The following is a 26,630-nucleotide window of genomic DNA, read 5'->3' on the forward strand; positions in this document are numbered from 1 at the left end:
GGATCACTCCTTGTCAACGCGACGCAGGTCGGCGTCAACCATCATGTGAATGAGGGTTTCCAGGCTGGTCTGGGGGCTCCAGCCCAGCACTCGCTCGGCCTTTCCAGGGTTGCCCAGCAGCACGTCCACCTCCGCCGGGCGGAAGAAGGCCGGGTCGACAACCACATGATCCTGGTACTTCAGACCGACATATTCGAAAGCGATACGGCACATTTCGCGCACCGTGGTGGTGACCCCGGTGGCTACCACGTAATCGTCCGGCTTGCCCTGCTGCAGCATCAGCCACATGGCCTCGACGTAGTCGCCGGCGAAACCCCAGTCGCGCCTGGCGTCGATATTGCCCAGTCGCAGCTCATTCTGCTTGCCCAGCTTGATGCGGGCCACCGCATCGCTGACCTTGCGGGTGACGAACTCGATGCCGCGCAGCGGCGATTCATGGTTGAACAGAATCCCGCTGGAGGCATGGAGCCCGAAACTCTCGCGATAGTTCACGGTGATCCAGTGACCGTACAGCTTGGCGACCCCGTAGGGGCTGCGCGGATAGAAAGGCGTGTTCTCATCCTGGCGCTCCGCCTGGATCAGGCCGAACATCTCGCTGGTGGACGCCTGGTAGAAGCGGGTTTCCGGGTTGAACTGACGGATTGCCTCCAGCAGGTGAGTCACCCCCAGGCCATCGACGATGCCGGTGGTGACGGGCTGGTCCCAAGAGCTGCCGACGAAGCTCTGCGCGCCCAGGTTGTAGAGCTCGTCCGGGCGGGCCTTGATGACGGCACGCTGCACCGAGCTGGCATCCGCCAGGTCGCCATCGAGGTAGACCAGCTCGCGCTCGATACCCAGCTCGCGCAGACGCCAGCGGGTATCGGAACTGCGGCGCGCCACCAGGCCGTGAACCTGGTAGCCCTTTTCCAGCAGCAGCTTGGCAAGGTAGGCGCCATCCTGACCGGTCACCCCGGTGATCAGTGCACTTTTTGTCATTATTGTGTTCCCCGTGACTGCCAGTCGGACAATATCGACTGAAGTGTCTGCGTTATTGTTATGGAGGGTGCCCAGTGGGTGCTGGTGTTCAGCTTCGAATAGCTCGCCCGGACCCGGCGTTGCTCGGCGCGGCGCATCCGGGCAGGGTCCTGGACCAGTTCGACCTGGACGTTCGCCAGTTCGGCCAGCGTCAGGATCAGCTGGCGAATGCTCTGCTCCTGTGCAGAACAGACGTTGTAGACCTCGCCAGGTTTACCCGATTCGAGCAGGGCGAAGTAGGCGCCGATCACATCCCGGACATCGAGAAAATCGCGGCTGACGTCCACGTCACCGACCGCCAGCTGCGGCGGTTGCAGCCCCGCGGCGATCCGTACGATCTGGCTGGCCGCGCTGGCCATCACGAAACTGTCCTTCTGCCCGGCGCCGATATGGTTGAACGGACGCGCAACCATGACATCCCAGCCTTCGCTGATGCCCCATTGCAGACAAAGGTGCTCGGCCGCCAGCTTGCTGACCGCATAGGGGTTGCGTGGTTCCGGCAGCAATCCCTCGTGGATCGGCAGGTCGGCTTCCGCCACCTGGCCGTAGACATCGCCGGAACTGACATAGAGAAATCGCCCGGAAAACCCGCCCGCCTTGAGCGCCTGCAGCAGGTTCAGCGTCCCCAGGACGTTGACCTCCAGGGTTCGCGCAGGGTCGCGGAAGGCCTCCGGCACGAAGGTCTGCCCAGCGAGGTGGATCACCGCGTCCGGCGGCTGCTCGCACCACTGGCGGAGCGTCTCGGCCCGGGTGAGATCGTAGGGAGCAGGAGGCAGGAGCAGAGTCCATGCCGCATCCGGTCGATCAACGAAAGCTTGCAGATGTTGCCCGACAAATCCGGTGAGGCCGGTTACCAGCAGGGTTTTATTCAAGGCTGACCCCATCCTCGCGGATAGTGATTCCAATGGTTCGGCTGTCCGGACCAGAGCCTATGCTGCCCTGTTTGCCGGGACCGATTCTTATCTGTTTGGGACAATCTGTGCCAAAAGTGCAGCGAAGACAACCGATACATTCGTGACCGGACAGTTCTCTTTTTTATCATGGCCGAATCTGTTGCGAAGGCTTTCCGATGACCCTGGCGGTGTGTTTAGAATGCTGCGGCACCCCTATTCAAGACGCTCCGGCGGCGCCTGGCCAGTACTGACCGGTAGCCACGGCAGCTGAAAATCCTGACCGGTTACAAATAACAACAACATGCGGGGCGAGCTCGGGACACACCGGGCCACCCGCCACTGGTCGCCGCTAGGCAGGCGACCCTAGACTCGCGTCGTGGAACTGCATGGAATTCATCCTCTACTCGGACATCAACGAGCGATCCATCAGTAGCAATCTTGGTGTTCCCGAGTACAGCTACTTCTTCGTTCTGAAAGCCTACCGCCGCGCTCTGGAAACCTTCGCAAGCGTGCACTGCGTGCAAGCCGAAGAGGAAATCGCACCTCTGCAGGCACGCCTCGCCGAGGAGGGGAAAACCTGCGTCGTCCTGGTCTTCGCCCCACCCCACAAGGCGCCCATCGACCTGCCCTGCCAGACCCTGTGCGTCGTCGCCTGGGAATACGACAGCATTCCGGACACCGCCTGGGACGATGAACCGCGCCACGACTGGCGCTACGTATTTGCCCGCCACGGCGCCGTCATCACCCTGTCCAGCCACACCCAGCGCGCCGTCAAGGCCGCCATGGGCGAGGACTTTCCCGTTCTGGTGCTGCCCGCGCCGCTCTGGGAGCAGTTCGAAAGCCAGCGCCAGACCGGCCGGCGAACGCCTGTTTGCGAACCCACGACCCTGGAGATTCGCGGCAGCATCATCGACACCCGGCTGCTCGGCCTGTCCGCCGATGGGCTCATCGCCCCGATTCTCGAGCCGGCCGCGCCAGAAGCCACGGCCGTCGAGCCGGTAGCCGTCGAACCCGAAGCCGTCGCGCCTCCCGAACTGACCCTCGGCCGACGCTGGTTGATCAGCAAACATTATCTGCGCCTCTGGTATCGCGAGGCCGCCAGCGATCTGCTGCCCCGTCGTGTCGCCCTGGCGCTCGGCCAGTGGCGCGCGGCCAGACGCCTGGCGCCGGCGACCGTGGAACCGCCACCGCCCTTGCCGGAAGCCCGGCCTGAAGCCCCGCCGGAAAGCGAAGAACACCCCCAGGCCATACTGCCCGCGACCGACCAGCTGGTTTCCACCCCTATCGAGGGGGTCGTCTACACCTCGGTCTTCAATCCCGATGACGGGCGCAAGAACTGGGAACAACTGGTCACGGCATTCTGCTGGGCCTTCCGCGACACCGAGGATGCGACGCTGGTGCTGAAGATCACCCAGCGCGACCTGTCAGTCTATTACGTACGGATGCTGACCCTATTGTCACAGCTCTCGCCGTTCAAATGCCGGGTACTGGTGCTGCACGGTTTCCTCGAGGACGAGCAGTTCGGCCGGCTGTTTTCCGCCACCAGCTTCTACGTGAACTTCTCCCGCTGCGAAGGCCTCTGCCTGCCGCTGATGGAGTTCCTCGCCTGCGGCAAGCCGGCCCTCGCGCCGGCGCACACGGCGATGGCCGACTATGTCGACGACAGCCTGGCCCTGGTCATTCCCGCCGGCCACGAGCATTCGGTCTGGCCGCAGGACTCGCGCATTCTCTATCGCACCCTGCGCCATCGACCGGACTGGGGCGCCCTGATGCGCGCCTACCAGGACAGCTACCGTATCGCCCGGCAACAGCCGGCGCGCTACGAAACCATGTCCCAGGCGGCGCTGGCGCGTATGCGCAGCTATGCCGACACGGCGCGCTTCCAGGCACAGTTGAGTGCCTTCGTGCAACGCGCGGACAGCCCGGCGGCCGCTGCGCGCCCAGCGGCGTACGCGGGGAATATCTGATGCTGATCCTGATCCACTCGGAAACCAACCAGCGCACCATCCGTGCCAACCTCGGCAAGCCCGAGTACAGCTACTACTTCGTCCTCAAGGAGTTCCGCCCGATCCTCGAGCAGATCGGCCAGGTCCTGGAGGTCACCGACCCGGACACCCTGGTCGACGCGCTCTACGACGACTGCCAGGCACGCGGAGAGGAATGCGTGTTCCTGTCATTCTCCCCGCCGCACCGCACCCCGGTCCACTACCGCTGCCCGACCATTCCGGTGTTCGCCTGGGAGTTCAGCACCCTGCCGTACGAGTCCTGGCAGGGCGAGCCGCGGCACAATTGGCACGCGGTGCTGGGCCAGGTGGCCGCGGCCATCACCCACTCATCGTTCACCGTCGGCGCCGTGCACGAAGCCATGGGCGACGACTATCCCGTCGCGAGCGTGCCCGCGCCGGTCTGGGACCGTTTCGCCGGGCGCGCCGAAGGCATCGCCCGGCAACCGCTGGCCCGCTCCATCGAACTGGAGGTCGAAGGCCTGCTGATCGACAGCCGCACCCTGAATATCCAGGCCTACGGCCCCGCCGCCCATCGCCAGGGGGAACCGCTCGACCTGAATGCCGGCAGAGGGCGACATGTGCTGACGCTCGATGGGGTGGTCTACACCTCCGTCTTCAACCCCTACGACGGCCGCAAGAACTGGATCGACATGCTCGGCGTGTTCTGCTGGTGCTTCCGCGATACGCCCGACGCGACCCTCGTGCTCAAGCTCACGCATCACCTGGTCGACGATGCGCTCAACGACATGCTCCACCACCTGTACAAGCTGCAGCCCTACCGCTGCCGCATCGTGCTGATTCATGGCTACCTGGACGACGCGGACTACGAGCGCCTGGTGGAAGCGACCAGCTATGTGGTCAACACTTCCTACGGCGAAGGCCAGTGCCTGCCGCTGATGGAATTCATGTCCTGCGGCAAGCCGGCCATCGCTCCGGCCAACACCGCGATGCTGGACTACCTCGACGAGCGCAACGGCTTCGTCATCGACTGCACGCCCGAGCTCACCGCCTGGCCCCATGACCCGCGCGCCGCCTACCGGACGCTGCGCTACATACCCGTCTGGGACTCGATCCACGAGGCCTACCGGCGCAGCTACGAGGTCGCCCATCACGAGCCGCAGCAGTATCGGCAGATGAGCGAGCAGGCCATCGCCAGCCTCCGCCAGTTCTGCAGCCAGGAGGTCACCCGCGAGCGCCTGCGGCACTTCCTCACCCAGCTGCTGGCCAATCCGCGAACCCCGCCCCGGCGCAGCCTGGACGCCCTGCCATGCTCGCCTTCCTGAGAAACGCGCTGCAGCGCAAACAGCCCTCGGCCAGCCAACCGGCACCGGCAGCCTCGCCGCTGTGGTGCGGCTTGCGCGATGCCGCCCTCGACGGCTGGTTCCAGGAGAGCACCGGGGAGCTGCTCAAGGGCTTCGCCATCACCGCCAGCGACCAGGTCCTCGACGTCGGCTGCGGTGAAGGCGTCGCCACCCTCTTCGCCGCGAAGCAGGGCGCCAGCGTGATCTTCACCGACTCCGAGGCCGACAAGGTCGACCTGGTGAAGGCCCGGGTCGCCGGCAGTTCCGCGCGGCATTGGCGGGGCATGGTCAGCGACAGCACGCCACTGCCGCTGGAGGACGAGATCGCCAGCAAGGTCGTCTGCCTGGAAGTGCTCGAGCACGTCGAAGACCCCCGGCAGGTCATGGCGGAACTGGTGCGGGTCGGCCGGCCAAACGCGCAGTACCTAATCAGCGTGCCCGCCGCGGTGGGCGAACAGCTGCAGAAAGGTATCGCCCCGCCGAGCTACTTCGCTCCGCCCAACCATGTGCGCATCTTCTCCCATGAGGATTTCGCAGCCCTGGTGAGCGACGCCGGCCTGGTGATCGAGCATCGCCAGGCGAGCGGGTTCTTCTGGGTCATGAACATGATTTTCTTCTGGGCCAGCGAGCGGGCCGCCGGGCGCGACTGCCCGGGCGCCGTCCGCGACCGTATCGCCGAGCAGCAGAACCCGCTGATGGATGACTGGGCCACGGCCTGGCAACGCCTGCTCGACCGGCCCGAAGGCCTGGCGATCAAGCAGCAACTGGACCTGTTCATGCCCAAGAGCCAGGTGCTGATCGCGCGCAAGCCCGGACAACCCCGGCCATGAAGGGGCGCATCCTCGATATCGAGATCCTCCGCGCCGTTGCCGTGCTCAGCGTGTTGCTGCATCACGCCCGCGACAACCTGTTCCCCTGGAAGATGCCGATCGTGGAAGCCTTCTTCGCCCGCTTCGATCTCTGGTGGGGCGTCGACCTGTTCCTGGTGATTTCCGGGTTCGTCATCGCCCGCGAACTGCTGCCGCGCCTGAACGCCAGCCGCCAACCGGAGGAGTATCGCCGCATCACCCTGGCATTCTGGGTCCGCCGCGCCTTCCGCCTGCTGCCTTCGGCCTGGCTGTGGCTCCTGCTGATCCTGCTGGCCTGCCGCTTCCTCAACAGCTCCGGGGCGTTCGGCACGCTCCAGGCCAACCTCGCCGCCACCCTGGCCGCGGTGCTGCAGTTCGCCAACTTCCGTTTCGCCGACAGCTTCTTCCGCTACGAATACGGCGCCAGCTTCGTTTACTGGAGCCTGTCGCTGGAGGAGCAGTTCTACCTCCTGCTGCCCCTGCTGGTGTTCATCAGCCGGCGCTGGCTGCCCCTGCTGCTGGCGACGGTGATCCTGGTGCAGTTCTTCACCTGGCGATCGCCCTTGCTGATGGTCATCCGCACGGACGCCATCGCCTGGGGCGTGCTGCTGGCTCTGTTCAGCCATTCCGGCCTCTATCGACGCCTGGAGCCGCGACTGCTGCGGCAAAGGCTGCTGGGCCTGGCGCTGTTTGCCGGCGTCCTGCTGGGGCTGATGGTCGTTTCCAGCGAGCGCTTCCTCTGGTCCTTCTGGCGGCTGGGCGCCATTGCCCTGCTCAGTGCGATGCTGGTCTGGGTGGCGTCCTACGATCGACACTACCTGGCGATCGACGGATGGCCGCGGCGTGTGCTGGTATGGGTCGGCAGCCGGTCCTATGCCATCTACCTGATCCACATTCCGGCCTTCTTCCTGACGCGGGAAATCTGGTTCCGCGTGCATGGCAGCGCGGACTGGGGAAGCGCCTTCGTGCTGCCCTTCGCGCTGACCGCCGCCGTGCTGATCCTGCTGGGGGCCGAACTCAACTACCGCTGGATCGAATCGCCGCTGCGCCGACTGGGAAGCCAGGTGGCGCAGAGGATTTCCAGCCGCACCCCGTCCCCCGCACCGACCGTTCCCCATGAAGCTGCCTGATCCCCAGCCCGCGGCCGGCCGCCTCCTCGACATCGAAGCGCTGCGGGCGTACGCCATCGGCTTCGTGCTGATCCACCACGCCTTTCATTTCTTCATTCTCGACAACCGCTTCGTGCCGACCGACCAGCAGGGCTTCCTTGTCCACTGGTTCCACGCCCATCTGGGCCTGCAGTCCGGTGTCGACCTGTTCTTTGCCATCTCCGGCTTCGTGATCACCCGCAGTCTCTGGCCACAGCTGATGCGCTGCGAAAACCGACAGGACGCGCTGCGCCACAGCCTGGCATTCTGGCTGCGCCGGATCTGGCGACTGTTGCCGGCCGCGTGGTTCTGGTTGCTGGCGACGCTGGTGCTGACAGCAGGGTTCAACAGCTCCGGCGCATTCGGCGAGCTCAAGCAGAATGCGGTAATGGGCGCGGCTGCCGCGCTACAGCTGGCAAACTTCCATCTGGCCAATGCCGGCCTGCTGGCCTTCAATCCGTTCGCGGTCTACTGGAGCCTGTCCCTGGAGGAGCAGTTCTACCTGCTGCTGCCGCCGATCCTCTGGCTGGGCCGCCGGCAACCGGCGATGACCATCCTGGCATTGCTGCTCCTGCGCTGGTGGTTGTTCCCGTCCAACGTGCTCCTGGTCGCGGTCACCCGCGTCGAGCCGATACTGCTGGGCGTGCTGCTGGCGCTGCTGTGGCGGCCCGGCTACCTGAGCGTCCTTTCGCAACGCAGCCGGCGACTGCTGGCATGGCTGCTGCTCGCGACATTGTCGACGCTGAGCACCCTGAGCTTCCTGCCGCCGGCCGGGCGCAGCCAGATGATGGCGGTCGGCATCTGCAGCGTGCTGCTGGTCGCACTGGCCTGCCAGGACGAAGGAATCCTCGGCAGTCGCGGGCCACTGCGGGCCTTCCTGCAATGGCTGGGAAGTCGCTCCTACGGTTTGTACCTCATCCATATCCCCGCCTTCGCGCTGGGCAAGGAGCTGCTGTTCCGCATCGCCGCGGTCACGGACCTTTCCGCGCAGGCGCAACTGCTCTGGTCCGCCGTGCTGAGCACGGTGCTGCTGGTCCTGTTCAGCGAGCTGAGCTACCGGAAACTGGAGATGCCCTTGCGCGAGCGTGGCCGCCGCCATGCCGACAGACTGATCGCCCCACCCCACTCACCCGGCCTGCAGATTCAGCACAGGGCGGATGCATGAACAGGATTACTCGCGGAGCTGCGCCATGCTGGGCAAACTGAAGAAAATACTCACACCGGAAGAGCCGAAGCTCGCCCAGCCGGCAGCGCCGGCCAGCAATTGGGTGCCACTGGGAGAGAAGAATCCGTTCGACCTGGGCCTGAAGGACGCGACGCTCAGCGGCTGGTTCAACCAGGCGACCAACGAGCTCTACAGCGGCTTTCCGATCAGCGCGCACGACGTGGTGCTGGACGTGGGTTGCGGCAACGGCGGCAATATCCACTTCTGCGCCATGCGCGGGGCGGACATCATCATTGCCGACATCGATGCGCAGAAGATCGAGAGCACCCGCCAGCGCCTGAACGAAACCCCCGCGCGCTCAGTACGCTGCCTGGTCACCGACAGCGCGCCGATCCCGCTGGAAACCGGCAGCGCCTCCCGCGTGGTGTGCACCGAAGTCATCGAGCACGTGGACGATCCCCAGGCATTCATCGCCGAACTGGTGCGCGTCGGCCAGCCCGGCGGGCTGTACCTGCTGAGCGTGCCGCACCCCTCCTCCGAGGACCTGCAGCGCCACGTCGCCAAACCGGCGTACTTCGAGAAGCCCAATCACATCCGGGTCATCAGCGAGGAGCAGTTCGCCGCCTGGGTCAGCGAGGCCGGCCTGGAAGTGCTCAGCCACACCAGATACGGCTTCTACTGGTCGATGTGGATGCTGATGTTCTGGGATGCCGAGGTGACCTTCGAGAACCCCGATCACCCGATGCTGCATCACTGGACCGAAACCTGGCACGCCCTGCTGGACAGCCCGCGTGGCGCGAAGATCAAGGCCGCGCTGGACGAGGTGGTCGCCAAGAGCCAGGTGATCATCGCCCGCAAGCCTTCCGAGACGACGCAATGAGCCAGTTCCAGCCGTTGCCGGCGCTCAATCCGGTCAGCGCATCCTCGTCACTCTGGCGAGAGGTGCCCGCGCGGGTGGCCTATCCCGTCGCGCTGCTGATGGCCGCCGCCTTCGTGCTGTACCTGTATCCGTTGTCCTTCCTGGCTGGGCACGGCCTTTACTTCGAAGGCGGCGACGCGGCCTCCCATGTGGCGGGCTGGCTGTTCTTCGAGAAAGACGAGTGGCGCTTCCCGTTGCTGCAGTCCGTGCGCCTGAACGCGCCCGATGGAATCAGCATCGCCTTCACCGACAGCATCCCGCTGCTCGCCCTGCTGCTGAAGCCTGCGCGCGCCCTGTTGCCCGACGGATTCCACTACTTCGGTCTGTGGCACGCCTTCAGCTACCTGCTGCAGGCACTGGCCGCCACCTTGCTCATCCGCTCGCTGAATGTCCGGCACCTGCCGGGCACCCTGCTGGCGGTCGCCTTCAGCCTCACCTGGCCCGCGCTGACCCATCGCCTGGGGCACACCGCGCTGATGACCCAGGGGCTGCTGCTGCTCGCGCTGGCCTTCTACTTCCGCGGCTCCCAGACCTCCTGGAGCATTCGGCGCAGCGGCAGCGCCTTCATCGCCCTGACCAGTGCGGCGCTGCTGATCCATCCCTATCTGCTGGCCATGACCTACCCGGTGTTCATCGCCTACCTGGTCCGCCAGTTGCTCTCCTCGCGCCTGTCGCTGCGCCAGGGCGCCAGCTGGCTGGCGGGCTCCCTTGCCACGCTGCTGGCGCTGATGTACGTCTGCGGCTACTTCATCGGCAAGGGCGCGGCCACCGCTGGCTTCGGCATCTACTCGCTGAACCTGCTCGCGCCCTTCTGCGGAGGGATGCTCTGCGACTTCGCCGATGCCACCGGTGGCCAGGGCGAAGGCTTCAACTACCTCGGCGCCGGCACCTTGCTGCTGGCGCTGCTCGCGCTGCTGTCCCGCGGGCCCGAGTTGCTGCGGGCGGCACGCCGCCACTGGCCGCTGCTGCTGGTCCTGCTCGGCTTCACGCTGTATGCCGCGAGCCATCGCATCTTCATCGGCCAGCTGGCGCTGCTCGACCTGCACCTTCCGCACCGCCTGGAAGCCGTGCTCGGCGTGTTCCGGGTCAGCGGAAGATTCTTCTGGCTGGTCGGCTACAGTGTGCTGTTCGCCGTGCTGGCAGTCCTGCTCCGGCGCAACAGCGTCGTCGTCCTGGTGCTGGCCGTGGCCGCGTTGCTGCTGCAGTGGCAGGACACCCTCGGGCTGCGTGGCTACGTGCAGTACCAGACACGCCTTCCCTCCACGCTGGACCTCGCCCCGTGGCGCTCCGCCCTCGCCGGCGTCGATGCCATCGATATCTATCCCGCCTACGGTTGCAGCGACACCCCCACGGATGACTACGTTCGCTACCAGTACATCGCGGCGAAGCTGGGGCTGACCATCAACAGTGCCTACACGGCGCGGACCCTGGTCGACTGCGCGCAGAAGAGCGCCTTCGCCAACGCCCCCGCCGAGCCGTCCCACCTGTACGTCAAGGCGGGCTACAGCCGCAACGCTCTGGACGTGCCGCCGCTGTTCCTGCGAGCGATGGACGCCGGGGAATGCCGCCTCGACAGCATCCACCTGATCTGTGCCAGCAGACTCGACGGGCCCTCGTGGGACGCCCTGGGGCCGAAACCGACGACTGCGCAGCAGGACCGCTCGGCGCGCTGGAGCGCCGCCCAGCTACCCACACTGATCGGCCAACTGCAGGACAAGCGCCTGGTGCCCCGGCAGAAGGGTGCCGTCGGCTACCTCAGCTTTGGCCCCTACACCACCCTTTCCGCCGGGCCCTACCGGTACAGCATCGATTACCTCAGCCAGGCCGACAGCGGTACGACCACCGGCAACTGGGACCTGGTGGGCGAGTCCTCGCCGGGCCAACGGGTGACGCTCACCTCCGGCCCCCTGACCGGCACCCGCGGGCAACCCGTCGCCCTCACCGGTGGCGTGACGCTGGAGCGTCCCCTGCAGCGCGTCGAGCTGCGCCTGTTCAGCAATGGCGGCGACGTGCAGCTCGAGGCCATCACCCTCAGCACCGCCCAGCCCGCGGCCAGCCCGCGCGACGTGCCCATGAGCAGCATGGACAGCCAGCCATCGACAACCGGAGGTGTGACCCGATGACCAGTGATCTGCAGGTGAACCCGCAAGCCGATCTGGACCGCCGCCTCGAACAGGACGCGCCCCTGGCGCTGTCGCTGGTGGTGCCGGTCTTCAACGAAGCGGAAACGGTCAACCTGTTCGTCGAACGGGTGGAAAGCGTGTTCAACGACCCGGACGCCGTCCAGGTGGAGTACGTCTTCGTCAACGACGGCAGCAGCGACGCGACCCTGGATATCCTCCTGCTCCTGCAGCGGCGCATTGCGCGCCTGCGGGTGGTCGACCTGAGCCGCAACTTCGGCAAGGAGGCCGCCCTGAGCGCCGGCCTGCGCTGCGCCACCGGCCAAGTGGTAGTGCCCATCGATGTCGATCTGCAGGACCCGCCGGAGCTGATCCTGGAGATGATCGACAAATGGCGCGAAGGCTACGAAGTGGTGCTGGGCCGCCGCGTCGACCGTACCTCCGACTCCTGGGCCAAGCGTGCCTCGGCCAACTGGTTCTACCGCATCCACAACCGTATCGCCGACCCGGCCATTCCCGAGAACGTCGGCGACTTCCGGCTGATGGACCGTCAGGTGGTGGATGCCCTCAACGATCTGCCCGAATCGCGGCGCTTCATGAAAGGCCTGTTCGCCTGGGTGGGATTCCGTACCGTCTGCATCGACTACAGCCGCCCCGAACGCATCGCCGGCTCCAGCAAGTTCAACGGCTGGCGCCTGTGGAATTTCGCCCTGGAAGGGATCACCAGCTTCAGCACCGATCCGCTGAAGATATGGACCTACCTGGGTATCGCGGTCTCCCTGGGGTCGTTCCTCTTCGCCACGCTGATCGTGCTCAAGGTGGTGTTCTACGGCGTCGATGTTCCCGGTTACGCCTCGATCATGGTGGCCGTGACCTTCCTCGGCGGGCTGCAACTGATCGGCATCGGCGTACTGGGCGAATACCTCGGGCGCACCTATCTGGAATCCAAGCGCAGGCCGGTCTACCTGGTGCGGCGCCTCTACGAAAACAAGGACTGAGCATGGACCTCAAGGAAACCGACATTCTCGGCGAGCATATCGGCGAGCACTGGTACTACCGCTCCAAGTGCGCCGCTATGCAGAAGTTCCTCGGGAACATCCGGCCGACTTCGATCCTCGACGTCGGCGCCGGCTCCGGCTTCTTCTCCCGCGCCCTGCTGGAGCAGAGCGCGGCCCGCACCGCCTGGTGCGTCGACATCAGCTACCCGCAGGACTCCGACGACCAGACCAGCGGCAAGCCGATACATTTCCGCCGCTCCGTGGACCAGCTCGATAGCGACCTCATTCTGCTGATGGACGTGCTGGAGCACGTCGACGACGACGTCGGCCTGCTGGCCGAATACGTCGCCAAGGTCCCCAGTGGCGCCAACGTGCTCATCTCGGTGCCGGCCTTCCAGTTTCTCTGGAGCGACCACGACGTGTTCCTCGAACACAAGCGGCGCTACCGGCTGCCCGAGATCGAGGCGGTCGCGCAACAGGCCGGGCTGGAGGTCGTGCGCGGTTCGTACTACTTCGGCGCGGTATTTCCCATCGCCGCGAGCCTGCGCCTGCTCGAACGCGCCCAGGGCAAGCACCAGCGCCAGCCGCAATCGCAGCTCAAGCGCCATCACCCGCTGGTCAATGCCACCCTCAGGACGCTCTCGGCCCTCGAGCTGCCCCTGCTCGGGCTCAATCGCTTCGCCGGCCTGACCGCCTTCTGCCTGGCCCGCAAGCCGTGACGGCACAGGACTCCAAGTACATGTCGCGCCAGGGTCGGGTCCTCAAGGAGCTGCTGATTGCGCTGCGCTTCGGCATCATCGGGATCGCCGCCACCGCCTTGCACATCGGCGTGGTCTGGGTGCTGGTCGGCAACACACAGCTGCCGGCGCTGCTGGCCAACCTGATTGCGTTCCTCTGTGCCTTCGTCTTGTCCTTCACTGGCAACTACATCTGGACCTTCTCCGCCCCGGGGTCGCCCGGCAAGGCGATGCGCAGGTTCTTCCTGATTTCCCTGAGCGCGTTCCTGGCGAACAGCACACTGCTCGCCGCGATCCTCGCCAGCGGCTGGCTTTCGCCACGTCTGGCGGCGGTGGCCTCGGCCTCCGTAGTGCCCGGCATCACCTTCCTGGCCAGCCGGCTCTGGGGCTTCAGGCAGCAGTCGCATGATTGATCAACCCACAACAAGAAACCACGGAACGCAGACAGCCATGATGGCGGCATCTCCCTCTCGTTCTTCGCTCTGGATCCCGGTCCTGCTGGGCGTCACCCTCTTCCTCGCCCTCGGCGGACTCTCGGTGCTGCTGCCTTCCAGCATCGGCTGGCTCATGCGCGGCCTGCTGGACCCGCCAAGCAACCAGCTGGGCTGGGAGTTCTTCCGGGAAACTCCGTTGCTGCAATTCCCCCTCGGGGCCAACCCGCGCTATGGCATGGAGATGGGCAGCTCGATTGTCTTCTCCGACTCGCTGCCACTCTTCGCCCTGCCCTTCAAGCTGCTTGGCCCGCTGCTGCCGGACACCTTCCAGTACTTCGGCCTGTGGATACTGACCTGCATGGTCCTGCAGGGCATCTTCTCCTACCTGGTGCTCTCCCACTTCACCGGGGATCGCCGGCTGCTGGCGCTGGGCACCGCCCTGCTGCTCCTGCTGCCGCCCTACCTGATGCGCTTCACCATCCACCTGGCGCTGGGTGGACAATGGCTGCTGATGGCCGGCCTGTACCTGTACTTCCACCACCGCTACCGCCCCCTGTTCTGGCTGGCGATGCTGGCCCTGGCCACCCTGATCCATGCCTACCTGCTGGTGATGCTGGCGGCTATCTGGGGTGCCGACCTCCTGCAGCGCCTGGCCCGGCGCGAAATGAGCCTCGGCCGCTGCATCGCGCAGGGCCTTGCCGGCAGCGCCCTGGTTCTGCTGATCATGTGGCTGCTGGGCTACTTCATGCTCGGCTCGACGCCGGTCGCGCCCGGCCAGTACGGACGCATGAACCTGCTCTCGCTGGTCGACTCCCGCGGCGACTGGTCGCGTTTGCTGCCGCCGCTCAAACGCGCCGACGGCATCGATGGCCTCCTCGACGGTGACGGCTTCGCCTACATGGGTGCCGGCCTGCTGGCCCTGCTGGCGATTTCCGCCGTCCTCGCGCTGATCTCCAGGCGCCGACAGGGCGCGGAGCGGACCTTCCTGGTCTGGCCACTGGTGGCGATGAGCGTGCTGATGCTGCTGGTCTCGCTGACCAATACCCTGTCGGTCGGCCCCTACATCCTTGCCCGGATCGACCTCCCGGACTGGGCGACCCGGCTCTACCAGGTGTTCCGTTCGCCGGGACGCATGTTCTGGCCGGTCTTCTATCTGCTCGCCGTCACCGCGGTCGCGGTCATCTGCGTGCGTACACGCCCGCGAATCGCCGTCCCCCTGCTTGCCGTCGCGCTGGGTGTGCAGCTCTACGATCTGTCCACGGTGATGCACGGGATGCGCGGCTTCTTCCGTCAGGACAACACCTGGACCAGCCCGCTCAACGCCGCGATGTGGGACAGCCTCGGCCAGCGCCACCAACGGGTCCTCTATGTGTTCCCGACCAACGTCCCGGCGGACTTCATCCCCCTCTCGGACTTCGCCGTGCGCCACGGCATGTCGATCAACTCCGGCAACTTCGCGCGGGTCGATGCCCATGCCCAGGATCAGGCCCGCGAGCACCTGGCTCGGCAGGTAGCCAGCGGCGAGTACGACGCCGACGCGCTCTACGTGTTCAACGACGCCACGCTCTGGGACCAGGCCATCCGCACCCTGAAGCAGGGTGCCATGGCAGGCGAGCTGAACGGCATCAAGCTGGTCGTCCCCGAACTCGAGCGCTGCGGCGATTGCCTCACCCGCGACTTCAAGGTGCAGCGCTGGGGCACCTGGCCCGCCATGCAGTTGCCGACGCTGATCGGTCAGCTGCGGGACGAGCGCCTGGTCGCCCCCGCGGGAGCGACCGGGTACCTCAGCTACGGCCCCTACACGCGCATTCCGGCGGGCCGCTACCGTTATCGGATCACCTACGCCGCCGCCGGCGACGCCTCGGCGCGCGTCGGCAACTGGGACATCGTCAGCAATGCCACCGGCAGCGCGGCGATTCTTGCCCAGGGCGAGCTGACCGGCACCGACGGCAAGGAACGCACCCTGGAAGGGACGTTCGAGCGCGACCAGGAAAGCCCCAGTAGCGAGATCCGCACCTTCAGCAACGGCAGCGGCGAACTCTCGCTGATCCGCATCGAACTGGTGGCCGAGAAAGGAACGCGCGACCTTGCAGCAGTACAGTCCGGGCAAAAAATGCCCTGACAGCCAGGCCCGGCGCCTAGACTGTTACGCCGAGCAAACCGCCAGCTGCGGCTAACCCGCAGGTGAGCTGTGGGTCATCCTGATCGTCCGTGAACCGGAACGACAGGATGACCCGCCATGGAAAGCCGTCCCACCACCTCACCTCCCTATACCGCCCCCGGCCTGGACCATTTCGCGAGAGCCCTCGCCCGCCACCTGCGCCAATGGCACCAGAACGCCCGCACCCGCCGCCAGCTCGCCGAGCTGACCAGCCTGCAGCTGGCCGACCTGGGCATCAGCCCCAGCGAACGCGTGAGAGAAATCTCGAAACCATTCTGGCGCTGAATGCTGGTGACACCGGTCAGTCTTGGCTAGTCTGAGCACAGTTAGAGTGGCCGCCCCGGCCACCTTTGCTTGGTCTTATTCCGGAGCCACTCCAATGAAGAACAGCCTTCGCCTGATCGCTGCCGCCGCCCTGATCGGTTGCGCCACCGGTGCCTACGCCACCAGTTTCGTCTACACCACCGACCTGTCGGTGCGCGCCACCGGCGCCACCTCCGACGGCACCTCGGACCTGAGCAACTCCTTCAAGGACGACAAGATCGTCCTCGAAGCCCGTGACGACGCAGCCACCTTCGTCGCCAGCCAGGGCCAGATCCGCGGCGCACACCTGGAAGCCGCCCTCGCCCACATCCGCAGCAAGCTGCCGACCCTGGCCGCCAATGACCAGCAGCTGGCCCAGGCCATCCTGACCATCTGACCGGCTGAACCCTCCGCGCCGGGCGGTCCGCCCGGCGCTCTGCGCTGGCTCTCGCCCGCGCATTCCGTTAGCCTTGGCGGCCGTGCTTTCTCGATTGTCCAAGCCCATGCGTACCCTGCTGTTCCTGCTGCCGCTGCTGACCTGTTCGCTGCCCGCCTGGGCATTCGACCAGACCACCCAGTTTCCGGTCGCGACCAGCTACGCCACCAGCCAGGTCACCAGCGCGCCCTTCGACAACAAACTGCTGCGCGGCGCCCGCGACGACGCGGCGCAGTTCGTTGCCACCGATGGAGCCCTGCGCGGTGCCCGCCTGGAGGCTGCGCTGCACTGGCTGCGTCAGCGGCATCCGGAGCTGGCGGCGAACGATCGGGAACTGGCCGAAGCAATTCTTGCCAAATAAGTCGTGAGCAGCTCCCGCTGCCCTTTCGGAGACATCCATGCGCCTCAGCTCGCTTTCCAAGAGCCCCCTGATCCTCGGCCTCCTGCTTGCCGCCTGCGCCTCCACCGCCCAGGCCCAATCGGTGGTCCGCGTGTTCAACATCACCACCAACGCCTTCGCCCGCAGCATCGACTTCACCTCGGACACCACCACCTCCGTGCGTGACATGAAAGTCGTCCGCGAAGCCCGTGACGATGCCGCCAGCTACGTTGGCAGCGACGGCGCGATCCGTGGTGCGCAACTGGAAGCCGCGTTCAAGGTACTGCGCGAGCAGGTGCCGCAGGCTCGCGAAGCCTCCGACCAGGACCTGGCCGAAGCCATCCTCGCTCTGTGAGACTCCGGGCTGGCCGCTGGCTGGCGGCCCTGGCACTGATAGTCGCCGCCAGCAGCCACGCCTCGCTCCGCCTGGAGCTGGAAGCCGACGGCCTGAACGCCGCCCAGCGCCAGGCCAGCCAGCAACTGCTGGACGAAGCCCTGCACACCCTGCCGGACAGCTTCGTGCAGCGCCTGGACCGCAGCGTCGAAGTGCAATGGCGCGACGACCTGCCCAGCAATGGCATGGGCCGCACCCTGCGCCCTGGCGCCATCGCCCTCAATACCCGCTATCTCGGCCCGCTCACCGACGGCAGCGCCGCCACCGAGCAGACCGGCCGCACCCACGGCACCCTGCGCCGCGAACTGCTGGCGACCCTGCTCCATGAGCTGACCCACCTCTACGACCGCGCGCGCCTCTGGGATACCAACGAAGGCCGGATGATCCGTCGCTGCACGATGCGCGACAAGAGCCTGGGTCGCGTCGGCGCACCGGACGATTGCCGTGGCCAGACCGGCCGCCGCTTCAGCCTCTCGGACGACCCGCGCCTGCTCGACCTCGCCGGCTGGCCGCAATACGCCGGCAAGCATGGTGAGCGCGAACAGCACAACCGCTTCTTGCTGCGCAGCCCGGACCGCTACGAGCTGACCAACCCGCGCGAGTACGTCGCGGTGAACATGGAGTACTTCCTCCTCGACCGCAGCTTCGCCTGCCGCCGCCCCGCGCTGTACCGCTACTACGCGGAACGCTTCGGCGAGCGTCCGCACGACGAATGCTCGACGCAGTACGCCTACCTCAACGCCGGCCGCGACTTCGGCCGCCAGCCGTTGGGGTATCTCGACCCGGAGCGTGTCTACGAGGTCGACTACCTGATCGCCGAGGCCAACAACGAGATCGCCAGCCGCTGGGGCCACACCATGCTGCGCCTGGTGGTCTGCGCACCGGGGCGCCCGCGCGGCCCGGCCTGCCGCCTGGACCTCGACCAGCACCTGGTGCTGTCCTACCGCGCCTTCGTCGGCGATCTGCAGCTCTCCAGCTGGGACGGCCTGACCGGCGCCTACCCCTCGCGCCTGTTCGTGCTGCCGCTGTCCCAGGTGATCGAGGAATACACCAAGGTCGAGCTGCGCAGCCTCGCCTCGATTCCGCTCAAGCTCAGCCGCGACGAGGTCGCCAGCCTGGTGGAGCGCTCGGCGCAGAGCCACTGGAGCTACGACGGCAACTACTACTTCCTGTCCAACAACTGCGCGGTGGAGACGCTCAAGCTGCTACGCAGCGGCATCCAGCGCCAGAGCCTGCAGAGCATGGACAGCATCACGCCCTATGGCGTGCTCGGCCTGCTGGAGAACAAGGGTATCGCCGACGCCAGCGTGCTGGACAACCCCAAGGAAGCGCTGCGCCTGGGCTATCGATTCGACTCCTTCCGCGACCGCTACCAGGCCATGTTCGATGTGCTGAAGCAGCGCATGAACGTCCCGCAGGACAAGGTCGAGGACTGGCTCGCCCTGCCCGCCGTCGAGCGCCGCCCGTGGTTCGACAAGGCCGACCTGCGCTCGAGCGCCGCCCTGCTGCTGCTCGAACAGGCCTCGCTGCGCCGCCAGCTGCTGTTGGCCCAGGACGAACTCAAGCGCCTGTACCTGAGCAACCCGGACGCCATGCAGAGCAAGCCGGACCTCGCCGCGGCCGGCAAGACCTTGCAGCAGATCCTAGACGACAGCGGCTTCCTCAGTCGCCCGGCCGAGCTGCTCGACGGCGGCTACGGCCTGCCCCAGGCGCCGGAGACGGCAACCCTGGAGAAACAGACGCAGCAGCGCCAGCAGCGCCTGCGCCAGCTCAGCGACAACCTCGACCGTGAAGTCCGCGCCCTGCTGACACCGGAACGCCGCGACGAACTGGCCGCGCTGGAAGCCAATACCAAGCAGATCGGCGCGCACCTGCGCGAGCTGCACAAGGCGTCGGGCGGACTGGAGCTGCCCTGAGACTCCGTGACTGCCCTTGTAGGATGGTGTGGAGCGCAGCGATATCCATCAATCCGCCGCGCCGACCGCATGGGTATCGCTGCGCTCCACCCATCCTGCGAAGCGTCACCCTGACGTCGGTGCGGCAGCGCTAAAGCTTCTCTTCCCACTCCTCTTCCAACTGCTCGTCCAGGTGTATCCAGGGCAAGCGGCTCTTCACCCAGATATGCCGGTCCGGCAGCACCGTCGCCACCTCGTCCAGCGTCGCCGTCGTGAGGTCGAGGGTCTCCGGTGCCTGGTCGGTGAACAGCGCCAGCTGCGCGCCGCAGCGACTGCAGAAGTAGCGGATGCAGGACGCCGAGGAGCGATACTCGGCCGGCGCCCCGAGGGTCCAGCGGAAGCTGTCCAGAGGCACCGTGGCCCAGGTGGTGACGATACCGCCGGTGGTGCGCCGGCAGATCGAGCAATGGCAATGGGCGACGTCCGTCAGCGCGGCATCGCACTCGTAGCGCAGCTGGCCGCAATGGCAGCCGCCGGCATGTACAGCCTTCATCAGTGAGTCTCCCATTCAGTCGTACTCGGCCTCTTCGTGATCGCCCAGCAGCCGGCGTTGTCGCGCCGTGCAGGCGGCGAGCACCTCGGGGTTGAAGGTCCAGTCCAGGTAGGGCGAGAACTTCTGCGCAACCATCCGGCGCCCATAGTGCACCTGCAGCAGGTAGCGTGTGCGCTCGCTCAGGTTGCGGCTGCCGGCGTGCCACAAGTCGCTGCGAAACAGCAGGCAATCGCCCGCGCGGCAGAGCACCGGCTCGGCCGTCCTGCCCGCCCATTCGCGCTCGTCCGGTGCCGGCGCGCGGCCGGCGCGATGGCTGCCGGGGATCACCCAGGTGGGGCACAGCGCATCATCGATGTCATCGAGATAGACCTGCGCCGTGCAGATGAACATTGGCAGTTCCAGGTCCGCTCCCGGCAGCGCGACAGACAGGTAGTCCTGGTGCATTTCCGCGCCGATGAAGCCGGGATGGCAGCGCCAGGCGGTCTGGCCGATCACATGGCAGTCCGCGCCCAGCGCGGCTTCCGCCAGCTCGATCAACCCCGGTGGGTCGAGAAAGGGCAGCCAGCTCGGAGAGCGGTTGAACACGCACTTGTAATGATCCACCAGCCCTTCGTAGTCCCAGTGCAGCGGGCGCAGGTCGTCGATCAGCGTACGCACTTCGGCCACCTGTTCGGCATCCAGCAGGCCGTGCAGCAGGACGAAACCGTCCTCGCGCAATGCCTGCACGTCGCTCACGCCGGCGCCCCGCTACCCAGTTCGGCCTGGGCGCGCTCCAGGGCATCGAGGAAGGCCCCCAGCACCTCGCCCGGCTCGGCCCCCTGGCGTGTCACGCAATGGAACTCCGAGACATACGCCAGCTGCGCCGGGCGAATCGCCCGCAGGCGATCCTGTGCGACCCATTGCGCCGCGTAGTGCGTGGGCAGGTAGCCGATGAAGGTGCCACTGAACACCAGGTTGGCGATGGCCTCCATGCTGTAGGCGTTGGTGGCGCGGCTGAAGACCAGTCCGTGGGGCCGGCGGCTTTCGGTCATGTAGCCGCGGCCGACGTATTCGGCCGCGCAGATCTGCTCCAGGGAAGGCTCGTCCTGCGCACGCTCGAAGAACGGGTGCCCCTGGGCGCAGTAGAGGTTCTGCTCTTCGCGGAACAGCAGCTGGTAGCGCAGCCCCGACAAGCGATGATGGAAGGCGCCGATGGCCAGTTGCAGGCGCTCCTCCAGCACCGCGTTCTCCAGCTCGTCCGGGCGCTGGGTGTGCAGGTTCAGGCGCACTCGCGGATGCCCCTCGCGGAACAGCCGGAGCGCCAGCGGCAGCGGCCAGCAGTGCTGGCCGAGCACGCCATCGACGCAGCCCAGGTGCAGCACTTCGCGGTCGCGGCCGCCGAGGCCGGTCACCTGTTCGCGGAAGCGTTCGATATCGACGAACAACCCGAGCGCCGCCTCGTACAGCTGCTGCCCTTCCTCGGTGAGCTGGAAGCCGCTGCTACCGCGTCGGCACAGCGAATAGCCCAGGCGCAGTTCAAGGTCGCGCACCAGCACGCTCAGCCGCGACCGGCTGGTGTTCAGGCGTACCTGGGCGGCGGTGAAGCCGCCCGCCTCGACGATGGTGCAGAAGGTGCGCAGCAGGCGCAGGTCGATATCGGAAAGATTGCCCAGCATGGGAGTTCTCGTGGCGGCGGGCGCAGGCCTTTCGTTATAGCGCCGAGCGCGCCGCCCCGTGAACCCCCAGGGTGGTCAACGGCGTGCGGCGACCGAATCAGCGAGCACGCAGAGCAGCTCGAACATCATGGTGGCGCCCACCAGCGCCGTCGCCCCGCCCTGGTCGAACGGCGGCGAAACCTCCACCACATCGGCGCCGATCAGGTTCAACCCCTGCAGCCCGCGGATCATGTGCTGCGCCTCCAGCGTGGTCATGCCACCGATCTCCGGCGTGCCGGTACCGGGCGCGTAGGCCGGGTCGAGCACGTCGACGTCGAAGGTCACGTAGGTCGGCCCCTGCCCCACCACCCGGCGCACTTCGGCCAGCGTGGCGGCAACGCCCAGGTCGGCGAACTCTTCCATGTGGATCACGCGAATGCCTTGCTCAACGGCGAACGCTTCGTCGTCGGCGTCGTAGATCGAACCGCGAATACCGATCTGCACCGTGCGTTTCGGGTCCAGCAGGCCTTCCTCGATGGCACGGCGGAACGGCGTGCCGTGGGTGTAGGGGTTGTCGCCGAAGTAGCGGTCATTGGTGTCGGAGTGGGCGTCGAAGTGCACCATGCCGATGGGTCGCTCGGCGGCCAGCGCGCGGAAGATCGGCAGGGTCACCAGGTGATCGCCGCCCACCGACAGCGGGATGGTGCCGGCGGCGTGGATGCGCCGGTAGAAGCCCTCGATCTGCTTGAGCGAATCGAGCAGGTCGATGGGGTTCACCGGAGCGTCGCCGATGTCGCCGATGCGCAGCAGGTCATAGGGTGCGATATGGCTGACGTGGTGCACCTTGCGCATCAGGCTCGACTGGTTGCGCACCTCGCGCGGCCCGTGACGGGCGCCGGCGCGGTTGGTGGTGCCGCCGTCCCAGGGCACGCCGAGCAGGGCGATGTCCACTTGCGCCGGGTCTTCGAAGATCGGCAGGCGCATGAAGCTGGGGATGCCGGCGAAGCGTGGGATCTGCGCGGCATCCAGGGGTTGCGGGAAGTCATGGGGCATGGGGCGTCTCCTGTCGGATTGAGGTTCAGTCGGCCTGCGCCTGCAGGCTGGCGGCGGGTGCGCCGGCGAGGCTGACCACCACGAAGGTGACCAGGCTGGCGAGCAGGCCGTAGGCAATGGGGGTATTGGCGAGCACGCCGTCGATGGTCATGAAGGCGACCACCACCAGGCAGCCGACCACGATGCTGGCCATGGCTCCGCGTGCGGAAGCACGACGCCACAGCAGGGCGCCGAGGATGGGCACGAGCAGGCCGCCGACCAGCAGGTTGTAGGCGATGCTCAGGGCCCCGATGACGTCGTTCACCAGGCACGCCAGGGCCAGCATCACCACGCCCATCATCAAGGTGAACAGGCGGCTCTCACGCAGGCCGTTGGGCGCGCCAGGGCGCAGGAAGCGCGCATAGATGTCCTCCTGGAACACCGTGGCGGCCGCCAGCAGGCAGCCCGAGGCGGTGGACATGATGGCCGACAGCGCCGCCGCGACCACCAGCCCGCGCAGGCCTGGCTGGAGCACCTGGCGGGTGACTTCGGCGTAGGCGTTTTCCGGCACTGCCAGGTTGGGCAGCAGAACGTGGGCGGCGGCGCCGATCAGTGCACAGGCCAGGCCGTAGAGCATGCAGTAGACGCCCGCGCCGAGGCCGGCGTAGCGCACCACTTTCTCGCTGCGCGCGGTGAACACGCGCTGCCAGATGTCCTGGCCGATCAGCGCGCCGAAGAAGTACAGCAGGAAGTAGGTCAGGATGGTGTCCAGGCCGATGTGGCCGAGATCGAAGAAGCCCGCCGGCAGCACTTCCTGCATGCGCGACAGGCCGCCCGCCTCGTGGATCGACAGCGGCAGCAGCACGGCGAAGATGCCGAGGGTCTTGATCACGAACTGGATGATGTCGGTGAGGGTCAGCGACCACATGCCGCCGATCACCGAATAGACGATGACGATGCCGCCGCCGCAGAGGATCGCCGGGATGCGCGGGATTTCGAAGACCACCTCGGTCACCGAGCCGATGGCAATAGTCGCGGTGACCGCCACCATCAGGTCGTAGGCGACCATCACGATGCCGCCGATCAGCCGCGACGAAGCCTGGTAGCGCTGCTCGAGGATCTGCGTGACGGTGTAGACCTTCAGCCTCGCGATCTGCCGCGAGAACACCAGGCTGAGGACGATGATCCCCAGGCCCAGCATGAACACCAGCCACAAGCCGGACAGCCCGTAGAGGTAACCCAGCTTCACGGTGCCGATGGTGGACGCGCCACCGAGCACCACCGCAGCCATGGTGCCCAGGTAGAGCCCCGGGCCGAGGCGACGCCCCGCGACAAGGAAGTCGTTCTGGTTGCGCGCCTTGCGCATTCCGTACCAGCCCAGGGCAAGCATGCCCAGGGCGTAGACCAGCATGATCAGGTAATCGAGCAGCATGGCGGGGGGCTCCTGTTGTTGTTGTGTGGGAATCAGGCCTTCGCCCCGCCAGCCTGACGCCCCTCGTCCCGCCGACAAATCCCCGAAGCCGGAAGCCAACTTTCGCCGCCACGAAAGTACTGCTCCAGCCCGCATCCACAGGCCTTCAGGCGCCCTTCCGGGCGCCCGAAGCGAAAAACTTCTCCTTCCTCAAGTGCTTGATTCGTATACGTATGTTATCGTTGTAAACACTGTATACAGCGTAAACGGAGCTGTTCAAAAAGTGACCACCGTTGTCTCGTTCCGCGCCGATGATGCCCTCGTGGCGGCGCTGGACCAGCTGGCCCGCGCCACCCACCGGGATCGGCCCTACCACCTGCGCCAGGCGCTGGCGCAGTACCTGGAGCGCCAGAGCTGGCATGTGGCGGCCATTGATGAGGGAGTGGCGGACGCCGATGCCGGCCACCTGCTGGAGCACGCGGCCATCGAAGCCAAGTGGGGCTTGGCGTGAGCCTGCAGTGGACGCACAAGGCCGCCGCCGACCTGGATGCCATCTACGACCACTACGTCGTGCTGATCGGCCCGGAGAAGGCGCTGCGGGCCATCCAGGACATCGTCGAGCAGGTCAGCCCGCTGGCGAACCTGGAGCAAAGCAGCAGCGGTGTGCCCAGCGAGGTGCCCGGCGTGCGCGAATTGCTGGTCGAGCGCTGGCCGTACCAGGCCGCTTTCCGGGTAAAGGGGCGTTCTGTGCAGATTTTGCGCATCGACCGTGTGGATAACTCGGGGTAAAAGTGGCCACATGGTTACAAGATGTTTCAAAGTATTGACTTTGGAGTTTGGTTAAAAAGCATTCAAACGAACTAATGCCAATATCTCTGCCTATTTAGCGACCCTTCTTGAGTCCATGTATTTTCAGTGACCGACAACAGCGATCACGGTCACGAATCCTCAGCGACGCCTGGCTTTTTCCAGGCAACAAAAAACCCGGCCTTGGCCGGGTTTTTTCGTTTTTGCGCTTTTTTCGCCAGCGCTGTCAGGCGGCTTGCCAGTTCACCGGCAGCTGGCCTTCTTTCCAGGCGAAACGGTCGAGGTGGCTGACCACCACGTTCTGCAGGCGCTCGAGGCCTTCCGCATCGGCAGACTCGGCGTCCATCAGCAGCGCCTGCGGGGTCGCGTGCAGACGGCAGGTGCCGAAATCGAAGGGCAGCACGCCACGGTCGTCGGTCAGTTCGACCGGCAGCTTGTGGGCGAAGTGGTTGCACAGGCGCTTGAGGTAGCGCGCGGCATCGGGGGTAGGGACGGTGGCACGGCTCGAAGGCATCTTTTCTCTTCTCCATTTTGGGAGATGACATCCTAGGCGCCGGCAATCCAGGGAAAAACCCGCTATTTTGCCTTTCACTCTTTAGCGGAGCTTCACAATGGACAATCTTCGCGGCATGGCAGTGTTCGCCACCGTAGTCGCGCGCGGCTCCATGGCCGCCGCGGCTGAGGCGCTGGCCATGACACCTTCGGCGGTCAGCCAGCAGATCCGCAAGCTCGAAGCCCACGCCCAGGTCACGTTGCTGCACCGCACAACGCGCAAGCTGACGCTGACCGAGGCCGGCGAAGCCTTTTACCGCAGTTGCGCGCAGATGCTCGCCATCGCCGAGGAGGCCGAGCAGCGCCTGGGCGAATGGCGCGAGGCACCGGTGGGCGAACTGCGCCTGGCCGCGCCGGTGGGCTTCTCCGGCAAACTGATCACCGAGGCGCTGCGTCCGCTGCTGGAGAATCATCGCCAGCTGCGCCTGCAGCTGTTCTTCCACGACGAACAGATCGACCTGATCGAGCAGCGCATCGACCTCGCCATCCGCGTCGGCACGCTGTCCGACTCCAGCCTGGTGGCAAGGCACCTGGCGGAGTGGAACAACGTCATCTGCGCCGCTCCGGCGTACCTGCGGCGCATGCCGGCCATCGACCATCCGCAGCAGCTGCAGGGCGTGGACTGGCTCTCGCTGAACACCGTGGCGCACCAGGCCTACCTGAACTTCAGCGGGCCGGACGGGGAGAGCTGCAAGCTCCGGCTGGAGGCGCGCGTGGCGGCCAACAGCATGATCGCCCTGCGCCAGTTCACCCTCGACGGCCTCGGGGTTTCCGCCCAGCCGGAGCCGGAAGTCCGCGAGGCGCTGGAGGAGGGCAGGCTGGTGCGGCTGCTGCCGGAGTGGACGCTGCCGCCGTTCGGCATCTATGCCGTCACTCCGCGCCGGGATGCCCAGCCGGCCAAGGTGAAGGTCGCCATCGAGGCGCTGCGCCGGCACCTCGGCGGCTCGACCACGCTGCGCTTCCACGCGCCGGTCTGAGGCGCGCTACCATGCCGCTCTGAATACGCCGCCTCGATGATCGGAGTGAACACCACATGGCCCTGAACTGGACCTGCAAGCACCACCGCGACCTGACCAAGGAAGAGCTCTACGCCATCCTGCAGCTGCGCACCGAAGTCTTCGTGGTGGAACAGAAGTGCCCCTACCAGGAAGTCGATGGCCTGGACCTGCTTGGCGACACCTGCCACCTGATGGTGGAAGAGGAGGGCAAGCTGATCGGCTACCTGCGCCTGCTCGACCCGCAACGCCACGACGGCGATGTGGTGATCGGTCGCGTGGTGATCGCCCCGCAGGGCCGCGGCACTGGCCTGGGCCACCAGCTCATGGAGCAGGCGCTGCAGGCCATCGCCCAGCGCTGGCCGGGGCTGCCGGTATACCTCTCGGCCCAGGCGCACCTGCAGGGCTACTACGGTCGCTATGGCTTCACGCCGGTGACCGAGGTCTACCTGGAGGACGATATCCCGCACATCGGCATGCGCCGCGACGCCTGAC

At 66.3% G+C, this 26,630-nt stretch carries 28 protein-coding genes; 20 read left to right on the top strand and 8 right to left on the bottom strand.

The features are described from left to right. Positions 1–3: 3 nt before the first annotated feature. Together gmd and IB273_RS28950 are read right to left on the bottom strand one after the other, a co-directional pair. On the bottom strand, positions 4–975 hold the full coding sequence (gene gmd / locus IB273_RS28945) for a GDP-mannose 4,6-dehydratase (protein WP_151188902.1): 972 nt from the start codon (positions 973–975) through the stop codon (positions 4–6). Beyond that, complete coding sequence (locus IB273_RS28950; protein ID WP_412548104.1) at positions 975–1,898, bottom strand: GDP-mannose 4,6-dehydratase; 924 nt, start codon at positions 1,896–1,898, stop codon at positions 975–977. Before IB273_RS28950 ends, gmd begins: the two co-directional genes overlap by 1 nt. Before the next feature lie 395 nt (positions 1,899–2,293). Between IB273_RS28950 and IB273_RS28955 the strand changes: the two genes are divergently transcribed. From IB273_RS28955 to IB273_RS29030, 16 genes are all read left to right on the top strand, one after another. Further along, positions 2,294–3,874 carry a glycosyltransferase gene (locus IB273_RS28955; protein WP_192225609.1) on the top strand — a complete coding sequence of 527 codons (1,581 nt, stop codon included), beginning with the start codon at positions 2,294–2,296 and terminating at the stop codon, positions 3,872–3,874. Beyond that, entirely contained in the window at positions 3,874–5,196 is a 1,323-nt protein-coding gene (locus IB273_RS28960; protein WP_225610320.1) for a glycosyltransferase, read from the top strand. The genes IB273_RS28955 and IB273_RS28960 overlap by 1 nt, the downstream gene beginning before the upstream one ends. Continuing rightward, on the top strand, positions 5,181–6,044 hold the full coding sequence (locus tag IB273_RS28965; RefSeq protein WP_151188900.1) for a class I SAM-dependent methyltransferase: 864 nt from the start codon (positions 5,181–5,183) through the stop codon (positions 6,042–6,044). Before IB273_RS28960 ends, IB273_RS28965 begins: the two co-directional genes overlap by 16 nt. Then, positions 6,041–7,192, top strand: coding sequence for an acyltransferase family protein (locus tag IB273_RS28970; protein ID WP_151188899.1), 1,152 nt, complete (start codon positions 6,041–6,043; stop codon positions 7,190–7,192). The genes IB273_RS28965 and IB273_RS28970 overlap by 4 nt, the downstream gene beginning before the upstream one ends. Continuing rightward, the gene (locus IB273_RS28975) at positions 7,179–8,375 is read left to right on the top strand and encodes an acyltransferase family protein (protein WP_151188898.1); all 1,197 of its coding nucleotides are present in this window, start codon (positions 7,179–7,181) and stop codon (positions 8,373–8,375) included. Before IB273_RS28970 ends, IB273_RS28975 begins: the two co-directional genes overlap by 14 nt. Before the next feature lie 25 nt (positions 8,376–8,400). After that, positions 8,401–9,255, top strand: a complete 855-nt coding sequence (locus IB273_RS28980) for a class I SAM-dependent methyltransferase (RefSeq protein WP_151188897.1) — start codon at positions 8,401–8,403, stop codon at positions 9,253–9,255. Next, positions 9,252–11,417, top strand: a complete 2,166-nt coding sequence (locus IB273_RS28985) for a DUF6311 domain-containing protein (RefSeq protein WP_192225610.1) — start codon at positions 9,252–9,254, stop codon at positions 11,415–11,417. Before IB273_RS28980 ends, IB273_RS28985 begins: the two co-directional genes overlap by 4 nt. Then, positions 11,414–12,412: a glycosyltransferase family 2 protein gene (locus tag IB273_RS28990; RefSeq protein WP_151188895.1), complete on the top strand. Its 999-nt coding sequence runs from the start codon at positions 11,414–11,416 to the stop codon at positions 12,410–12,412. The genes IB273_RS28985 and IB273_RS28990 overlap by 4 nt, the downstream gene beginning before the upstream one ends. A gap of 2 nt (positions 12,413–12,414) precedes the next feature. Then, positions 12,415–13,131 carry a class I SAM-dependent methyltransferase gene (locus IB273_RS28995; RefSeq protein ID WP_192225611.1) on the top strand — a complete coding sequence of 239 codons (717 nt, stop codon included), beginning with the start codon at positions 12,415–12,417 and terminating at the stop codon, positions 13,129–13,131. A gap of 20 nt (positions 13,132–13,151) precedes the next feature. Further along, entirely contained in the window at positions 13,152–13,562 is a 411-nt protein-coding gene (locus IB273_RS29000) for a GtrA family protein (protein ID WP_151188893.1), read from the top strand. A gap of 37 nt (positions 13,563–13,599) precedes the next feature. After that, positions 13,600–15,705, top strand: a complete 2,106-nt coding sequence (locus IB273_RS29005; protein WP_192225612.1) for a DUF6311 domain-containing protein — start codon at positions 13,600–13,602, stop codon at positions 15,703–15,705. Positions 15,706–15,822: 117 nt separating this feature from the next. After that, positions 15,823–16,029 (top strand): DUF1127 domain-containing protein, encoded by a 207-nt coding sequence (locus tag IB273_RS29010; protein WP_151188891.1) that lies wholly within the window; start codon positions 15,823–15,825, stop codon positions 16,027–16,029. A gap of 94 nt (positions 16,030–16,123) precedes the next feature. Further along, entirely contained in the window at positions 16,124–16,444 is a 321-nt protein-coding gene (locus tag IB273_RS29015; protein ID WP_081518914.1) for a DUF2388 domain-containing protein, read from the top strand. A gap of 106 nt (positions 16,445–16,550) precedes the next feature. Beyond that, on the top strand, positions 16,551–16,844 hold the full coding sequence (locus tag IB273_RS29020) for a DUF2388 domain-containing protein (RefSeq protein WP_081518915.1): 294 nt from the start codon (positions 16,551–16,553) through the stop codon (positions 16,842–16,844). A 37-nt stretch (positions 16,845–16,881) separates the two neighbouring features. After that, the gene (locus IB273_RS29025; RefSeq protein ID WP_017517696.1) at positions 16,882–17,217 is read left to right on the top strand and encodes a DUF2388 domain-containing protein; all 336 of its coding nucleotides are present in this window, start codon (positions 16,882–16,884) and stop codon (positions 17,215–17,217) included. Continuing rightward, entirely contained in the window at positions 17,214–19,172 is a 1,959-nt protein-coding gene (locus tag IB273_RS29030; RefSeq protein ID WP_192225613.1) for a DUF4105 domain-containing protein, read from the top strand. The genes IB273_RS29025 and IB273_RS29030 overlap by 4 nt, the downstream gene beginning before the upstream one ends. Before the next feature lie 130 nt (positions 19,173–19,302). Here IB273_RS29030 and IB273_RS29035 read toward each other — a convergent pair whose 3' ends face one another. The 5 genes from IB273_RS29035 to IB273_RS29055 form a co-directional block, all read right to left on the bottom strand. Further along, entirely contained in the window at positions 19,303–19,704 is a 402-nt protein-coding gene (locus IB273_RS29035; RefSeq protein ID WP_192225614.1) for a GFA family protein, read from the bottom strand. A 15-nt stretch (positions 19,705–19,719) separates the two neighbouring features. Then, positions 19,720–20,439 carry a phytanoyl-CoA dioxygenase family protein gene (locus tag IB273_RS29040; protein WP_192225615.1) on the bottom strand — a complete coding sequence of 240 codons (720 nt, stop codon included), beginning with the start codon at positions 20,437–20,439 and terminating at the stop codon, positions 19,720–19,722. After that, the gene (locus tag IB273_RS29045; RefSeq protein ID WP_192225616.1) at positions 20,436–21,359 is read right to left on the bottom strand and encodes a LysR family transcriptional regulator; all 924 of its coding nucleotides are present in this window, start codon (positions 21,357–21,359) and stop codon (positions 20,436–20,438) included. The genes IB273_RS29040 and IB273_RS29045 overlap by 4 nt, the downstream gene beginning before the upstream one ends. Before the next feature lie 75 nt (positions 21,360–21,434). Further along, complete coding sequence (gene speB, locus IB273_RS29050; protein ID WP_192225617.1) at positions 21,435–22,391, bottom strand: agmatinase; 957 nt, start codon at positions 22,389–22,391, stop codon at positions 21,435–21,437. 25 nt (positions 22,392–22,416) lie between these two features. After that, on the bottom strand, positions 22,417–23,802 hold the full coding sequence (locus IB273_RS29055) for a sodium:solute symporter (protein ID WP_192225618.1): 1,386 nt from the start codon (positions 23,800–23,802) through the stop codon (positions 22,417–22,419). Between the two features lie 262 nt (positions 23,803–24,064). Between IB273_RS29055 and IB273_RS29060 the strand changes: the two genes are divergently transcribed. Continuing rightward, positions 24,065–24,292 carry a CopG family ribbon-helix-helix protein gene (locus tag IB273_RS29060; protein WP_045213580.1) on the top strand — a complete coding sequence of 76 codons (228 nt, stop codon included), beginning with the start codon at positions 24,065–24,067 and terminating at the stop codon, positions 24,290–24,292. Beyond that, positions 24,289–24,570, top strand: coding sequence for a type II toxin-antitoxin system RelE/ParE family toxin (locus IB273_RS29065; RefSeq protein ID WP_081518921.1), 282 nt, complete (start codon positions 24,289–24,291; stop codon positions 24,568–24,570). The genes IB273_RS29060 and IB273_RS29065 overlap by 4 nt, the downstream gene beginning before the upstream one ends. Before the next feature lie 244 nt (positions 24,571–24,814). On the opposite strand, the gene IB273_RS29070 is transcribed toward IB273_RS29065, so the two are convergent. After that, positions 24,815–25,102, bottom strand: a complete 288-nt coding sequence (locus IB273_RS29070; protein WP_081518922.1) for a DUF2218 domain-containing protein — start codon at positions 25,100–25,102, stop codon at positions 24,815–24,817. 97 nt (positions 25,103–25,199) lie between these two features. Between IB273_RS29070 and IB273_RS29075 the strand changes: the two genes are divergently transcribed. Both IB273_RS29075 and IB273_RS29080 read left to right on the top strand, forming a co-directional pair. Beyond that, complete coding sequence (locus tag IB273_RS29075) at positions 25,200–26,117, top strand: LysR family transcriptional regulator (protein ID WP_192225619.1); 918 nt, start codon at positions 25,200–25,202, stop codon at positions 26,115–26,117. A 56-nt stretch (positions 26,118–26,173) separates the two neighbouring features. Further along, positions 26,174–26,629: a GNAT family N-acetyltransferase gene (locus tag IB273_RS29080; RefSeq protein ID WP_192225620.1), complete on the top strand. Its 456-nt coding sequence runs from the start codon at positions 26,174–26,176 to the stop codon at positions 26,627–26,629. The last annotated feature ends 1 nt before the right edge of the window (position 26,630 follow it).

This window comes from Pseudomonas sp. PDM19 (assembly GCF_014852215.1).
Lineage (GTDB): Bacteria > Pseudomonadota > Gammaproteobacteria > Pseudomonadales > Pseudomonadaceae > Pseudomonas.

What these genes read in the sequence shown, in the direction of transcription:
- gmd (WP_151188902.1), bottom strand. Translation starts at nt 975, where the DNA reads ATGACAAAAAGTGCACTGATCACCGGGGTGACCGGTCAGGATGGCGCC.
- IB273_RS28950 (WP_412548104.1), bottom strand. Translation starts at nt 1,898, where the DNA reads ATGGGGTCAGCCTTGAATAAAACCCTGCTGGTAACCGGCCTCACCGGA.
- IB273_RS28955 (WP_192225609.1), top strand. Translation starts at nt 2,294, where the DNA reads ATGGAATTCATCCTCTACTCGGACATCAACGAGCGATCCATCAGTAGC.
- IB273_RS28960 (WP_225610320.1), top strand. Translation starts at nt 3,874, where the DNA reads ATGCTGATCCTGATCCACTCGGAAACCAACCAGCGCACCATCCGTGCC.
- IB273_RS28965 (WP_151188900.1), top strand. Translation starts at nt 5,181, where the DNA reads ATGCTCGCCTTCCTGAGAAACGCGCTGCAGCGCAAACAGCCCTCGGCC.
- IB273_RS28970 (WP_151188899.1), top strand. Translation starts at nt 6,041, where the DNA reads ATGAAGGGGCGCATCCTCGATATCGAGATCCTCCGCGCCGTTGCCGTG.
- IB273_RS28975 (WP_151188898.1), top strand. Translation starts at nt 7,179, where the DNA reads ATGAAGCTGCCTGATCCCCAGCCCGCGGCCGGCCGCCTCCTCGACATC.
- IB273_RS28980 (WP_151188897.1), top strand. Translation starts at nt 8,401, where the DNA reads ATGCTGGGCAAACTGAAGAAAATACTCACACCGGAAGAGCCGAAGCTC.
- IB273_RS28985 (WP_192225610.1), top strand. Translation starts at nt 9,252, where the DNA reads ATGAGCCAGTTCCAGCCGTTGCCGGCGCTCAATCCGGTCAGCGCATCC.
- IB273_RS28990 (WP_151188895.1), top strand. Translation starts at nt 11,414, where the DNA reads ATGACCAGTGATCTGCAGGTGAACCCGCAAGCCGATCTGGACCGCCGC.
- IB273_RS28995 (WP_192225611.1), top strand. Translation starts at nt 12,415, where the DNA reads ATGGACCTCAAGGAAACCGACATTCTCGGCGAGCATATCGGCGAGCAC.
- IB273_RS29000 (WP_151188893.1), top strand. Translation starts at nt 13,152, where the DNA reads ATGTCGCGCCAGGGTCGGGTCCTCAAGGAGCTGCTGATTGCGCTGCGC.
- IB273_RS29005 (WP_192225612.1), top strand. Translation starts at nt 13,600, where the DNA reads ATGATGGCGGCATCTCCCTCTCGTTCTTCGCTCTGGATCCCGGTCCTG.
- IB273_RS29010 (WP_151188891.1), top strand. Translation starts at nt 15,823, where the DNA reads ATGGAAAGCCGTCCCACCACCTCACCTCCCTATACCGCCCCCGGCCTG.
- IB273_RS29015 (WP_081518914.1), top strand. Translation starts at nt 16,124, where the DNA reads ATGAAGAACAGCCTTCGCCTGATCGCTGCCGCCGCCCTGATCGGTTGC.
- IB273_RS29020 (WP_081518915.1), top strand. Translation starts at nt 16,551, where the DNA reads ATGCGTACCCTGCTGTTCCTGCTGCCGCTGCTGACCTGTTCGCTGCCC.
- IB273_RS29025 (WP_017517696.1), top strand. Translation starts at nt 16,882, where the DNA reads ATGCGCCTCAGCTCGCTTTCCAAGAGCCCCCTGATCCTCGGCCTCCTG.
- IB273_RS29035 (WP_192225614.1), bottom strand. Translation starts at nt 19,704, where the DNA reads ATGAAGGCTGTACATGCCGGCGGCTGCCATTGCGGCCAGCTGCGCTAC.
- IB273_RS29045 (WP_192225616.1), bottom strand. Translation starts at nt 21,359, where the DNA reads ATGCTGGGCAATCTTTCCGATATCGACCTGCGCCTGCTGCGCACCTTC.
- speB (WP_192225617.1), bottom strand. Translation starts at nt 22,391, where the DNA reads ATGCCCCATGACTTCCCGCAACCCCTGGATGCCGCGCAGATCCCACGC.
- IB273_RS29055 (WP_192225618.1), bottom strand. Translation starts at nt 23,802, where the DNA reads ATGCTGCTCGATTACCTGATCATGCTGGTCTACGCCCTGGGCATGCTT.
- IB273_RS29070 (WP_081518922.1), bottom strand. Translation starts at nt 25,102, where the DNA reads ATGCCTTCGAGCCGTGCCACCGTCCCTACCCCCGATGCCGCGCGCTAC.
- IB273_RS29075 (WP_192225619.1), top strand. Translation starts at nt 25,200, where the DNA reads ATGGACAATCTTCGCGGCATGGCAGTGTTCGCCACCGTAGTCGCGCGC.
- IB273_RS29080 (WP_192225620.1), top strand. Translation starts at nt 26,174, where the DNA reads ATGGCCCTGAACTGGACCTGCAAGCACCACCGCGACCTGACCAAGGAA.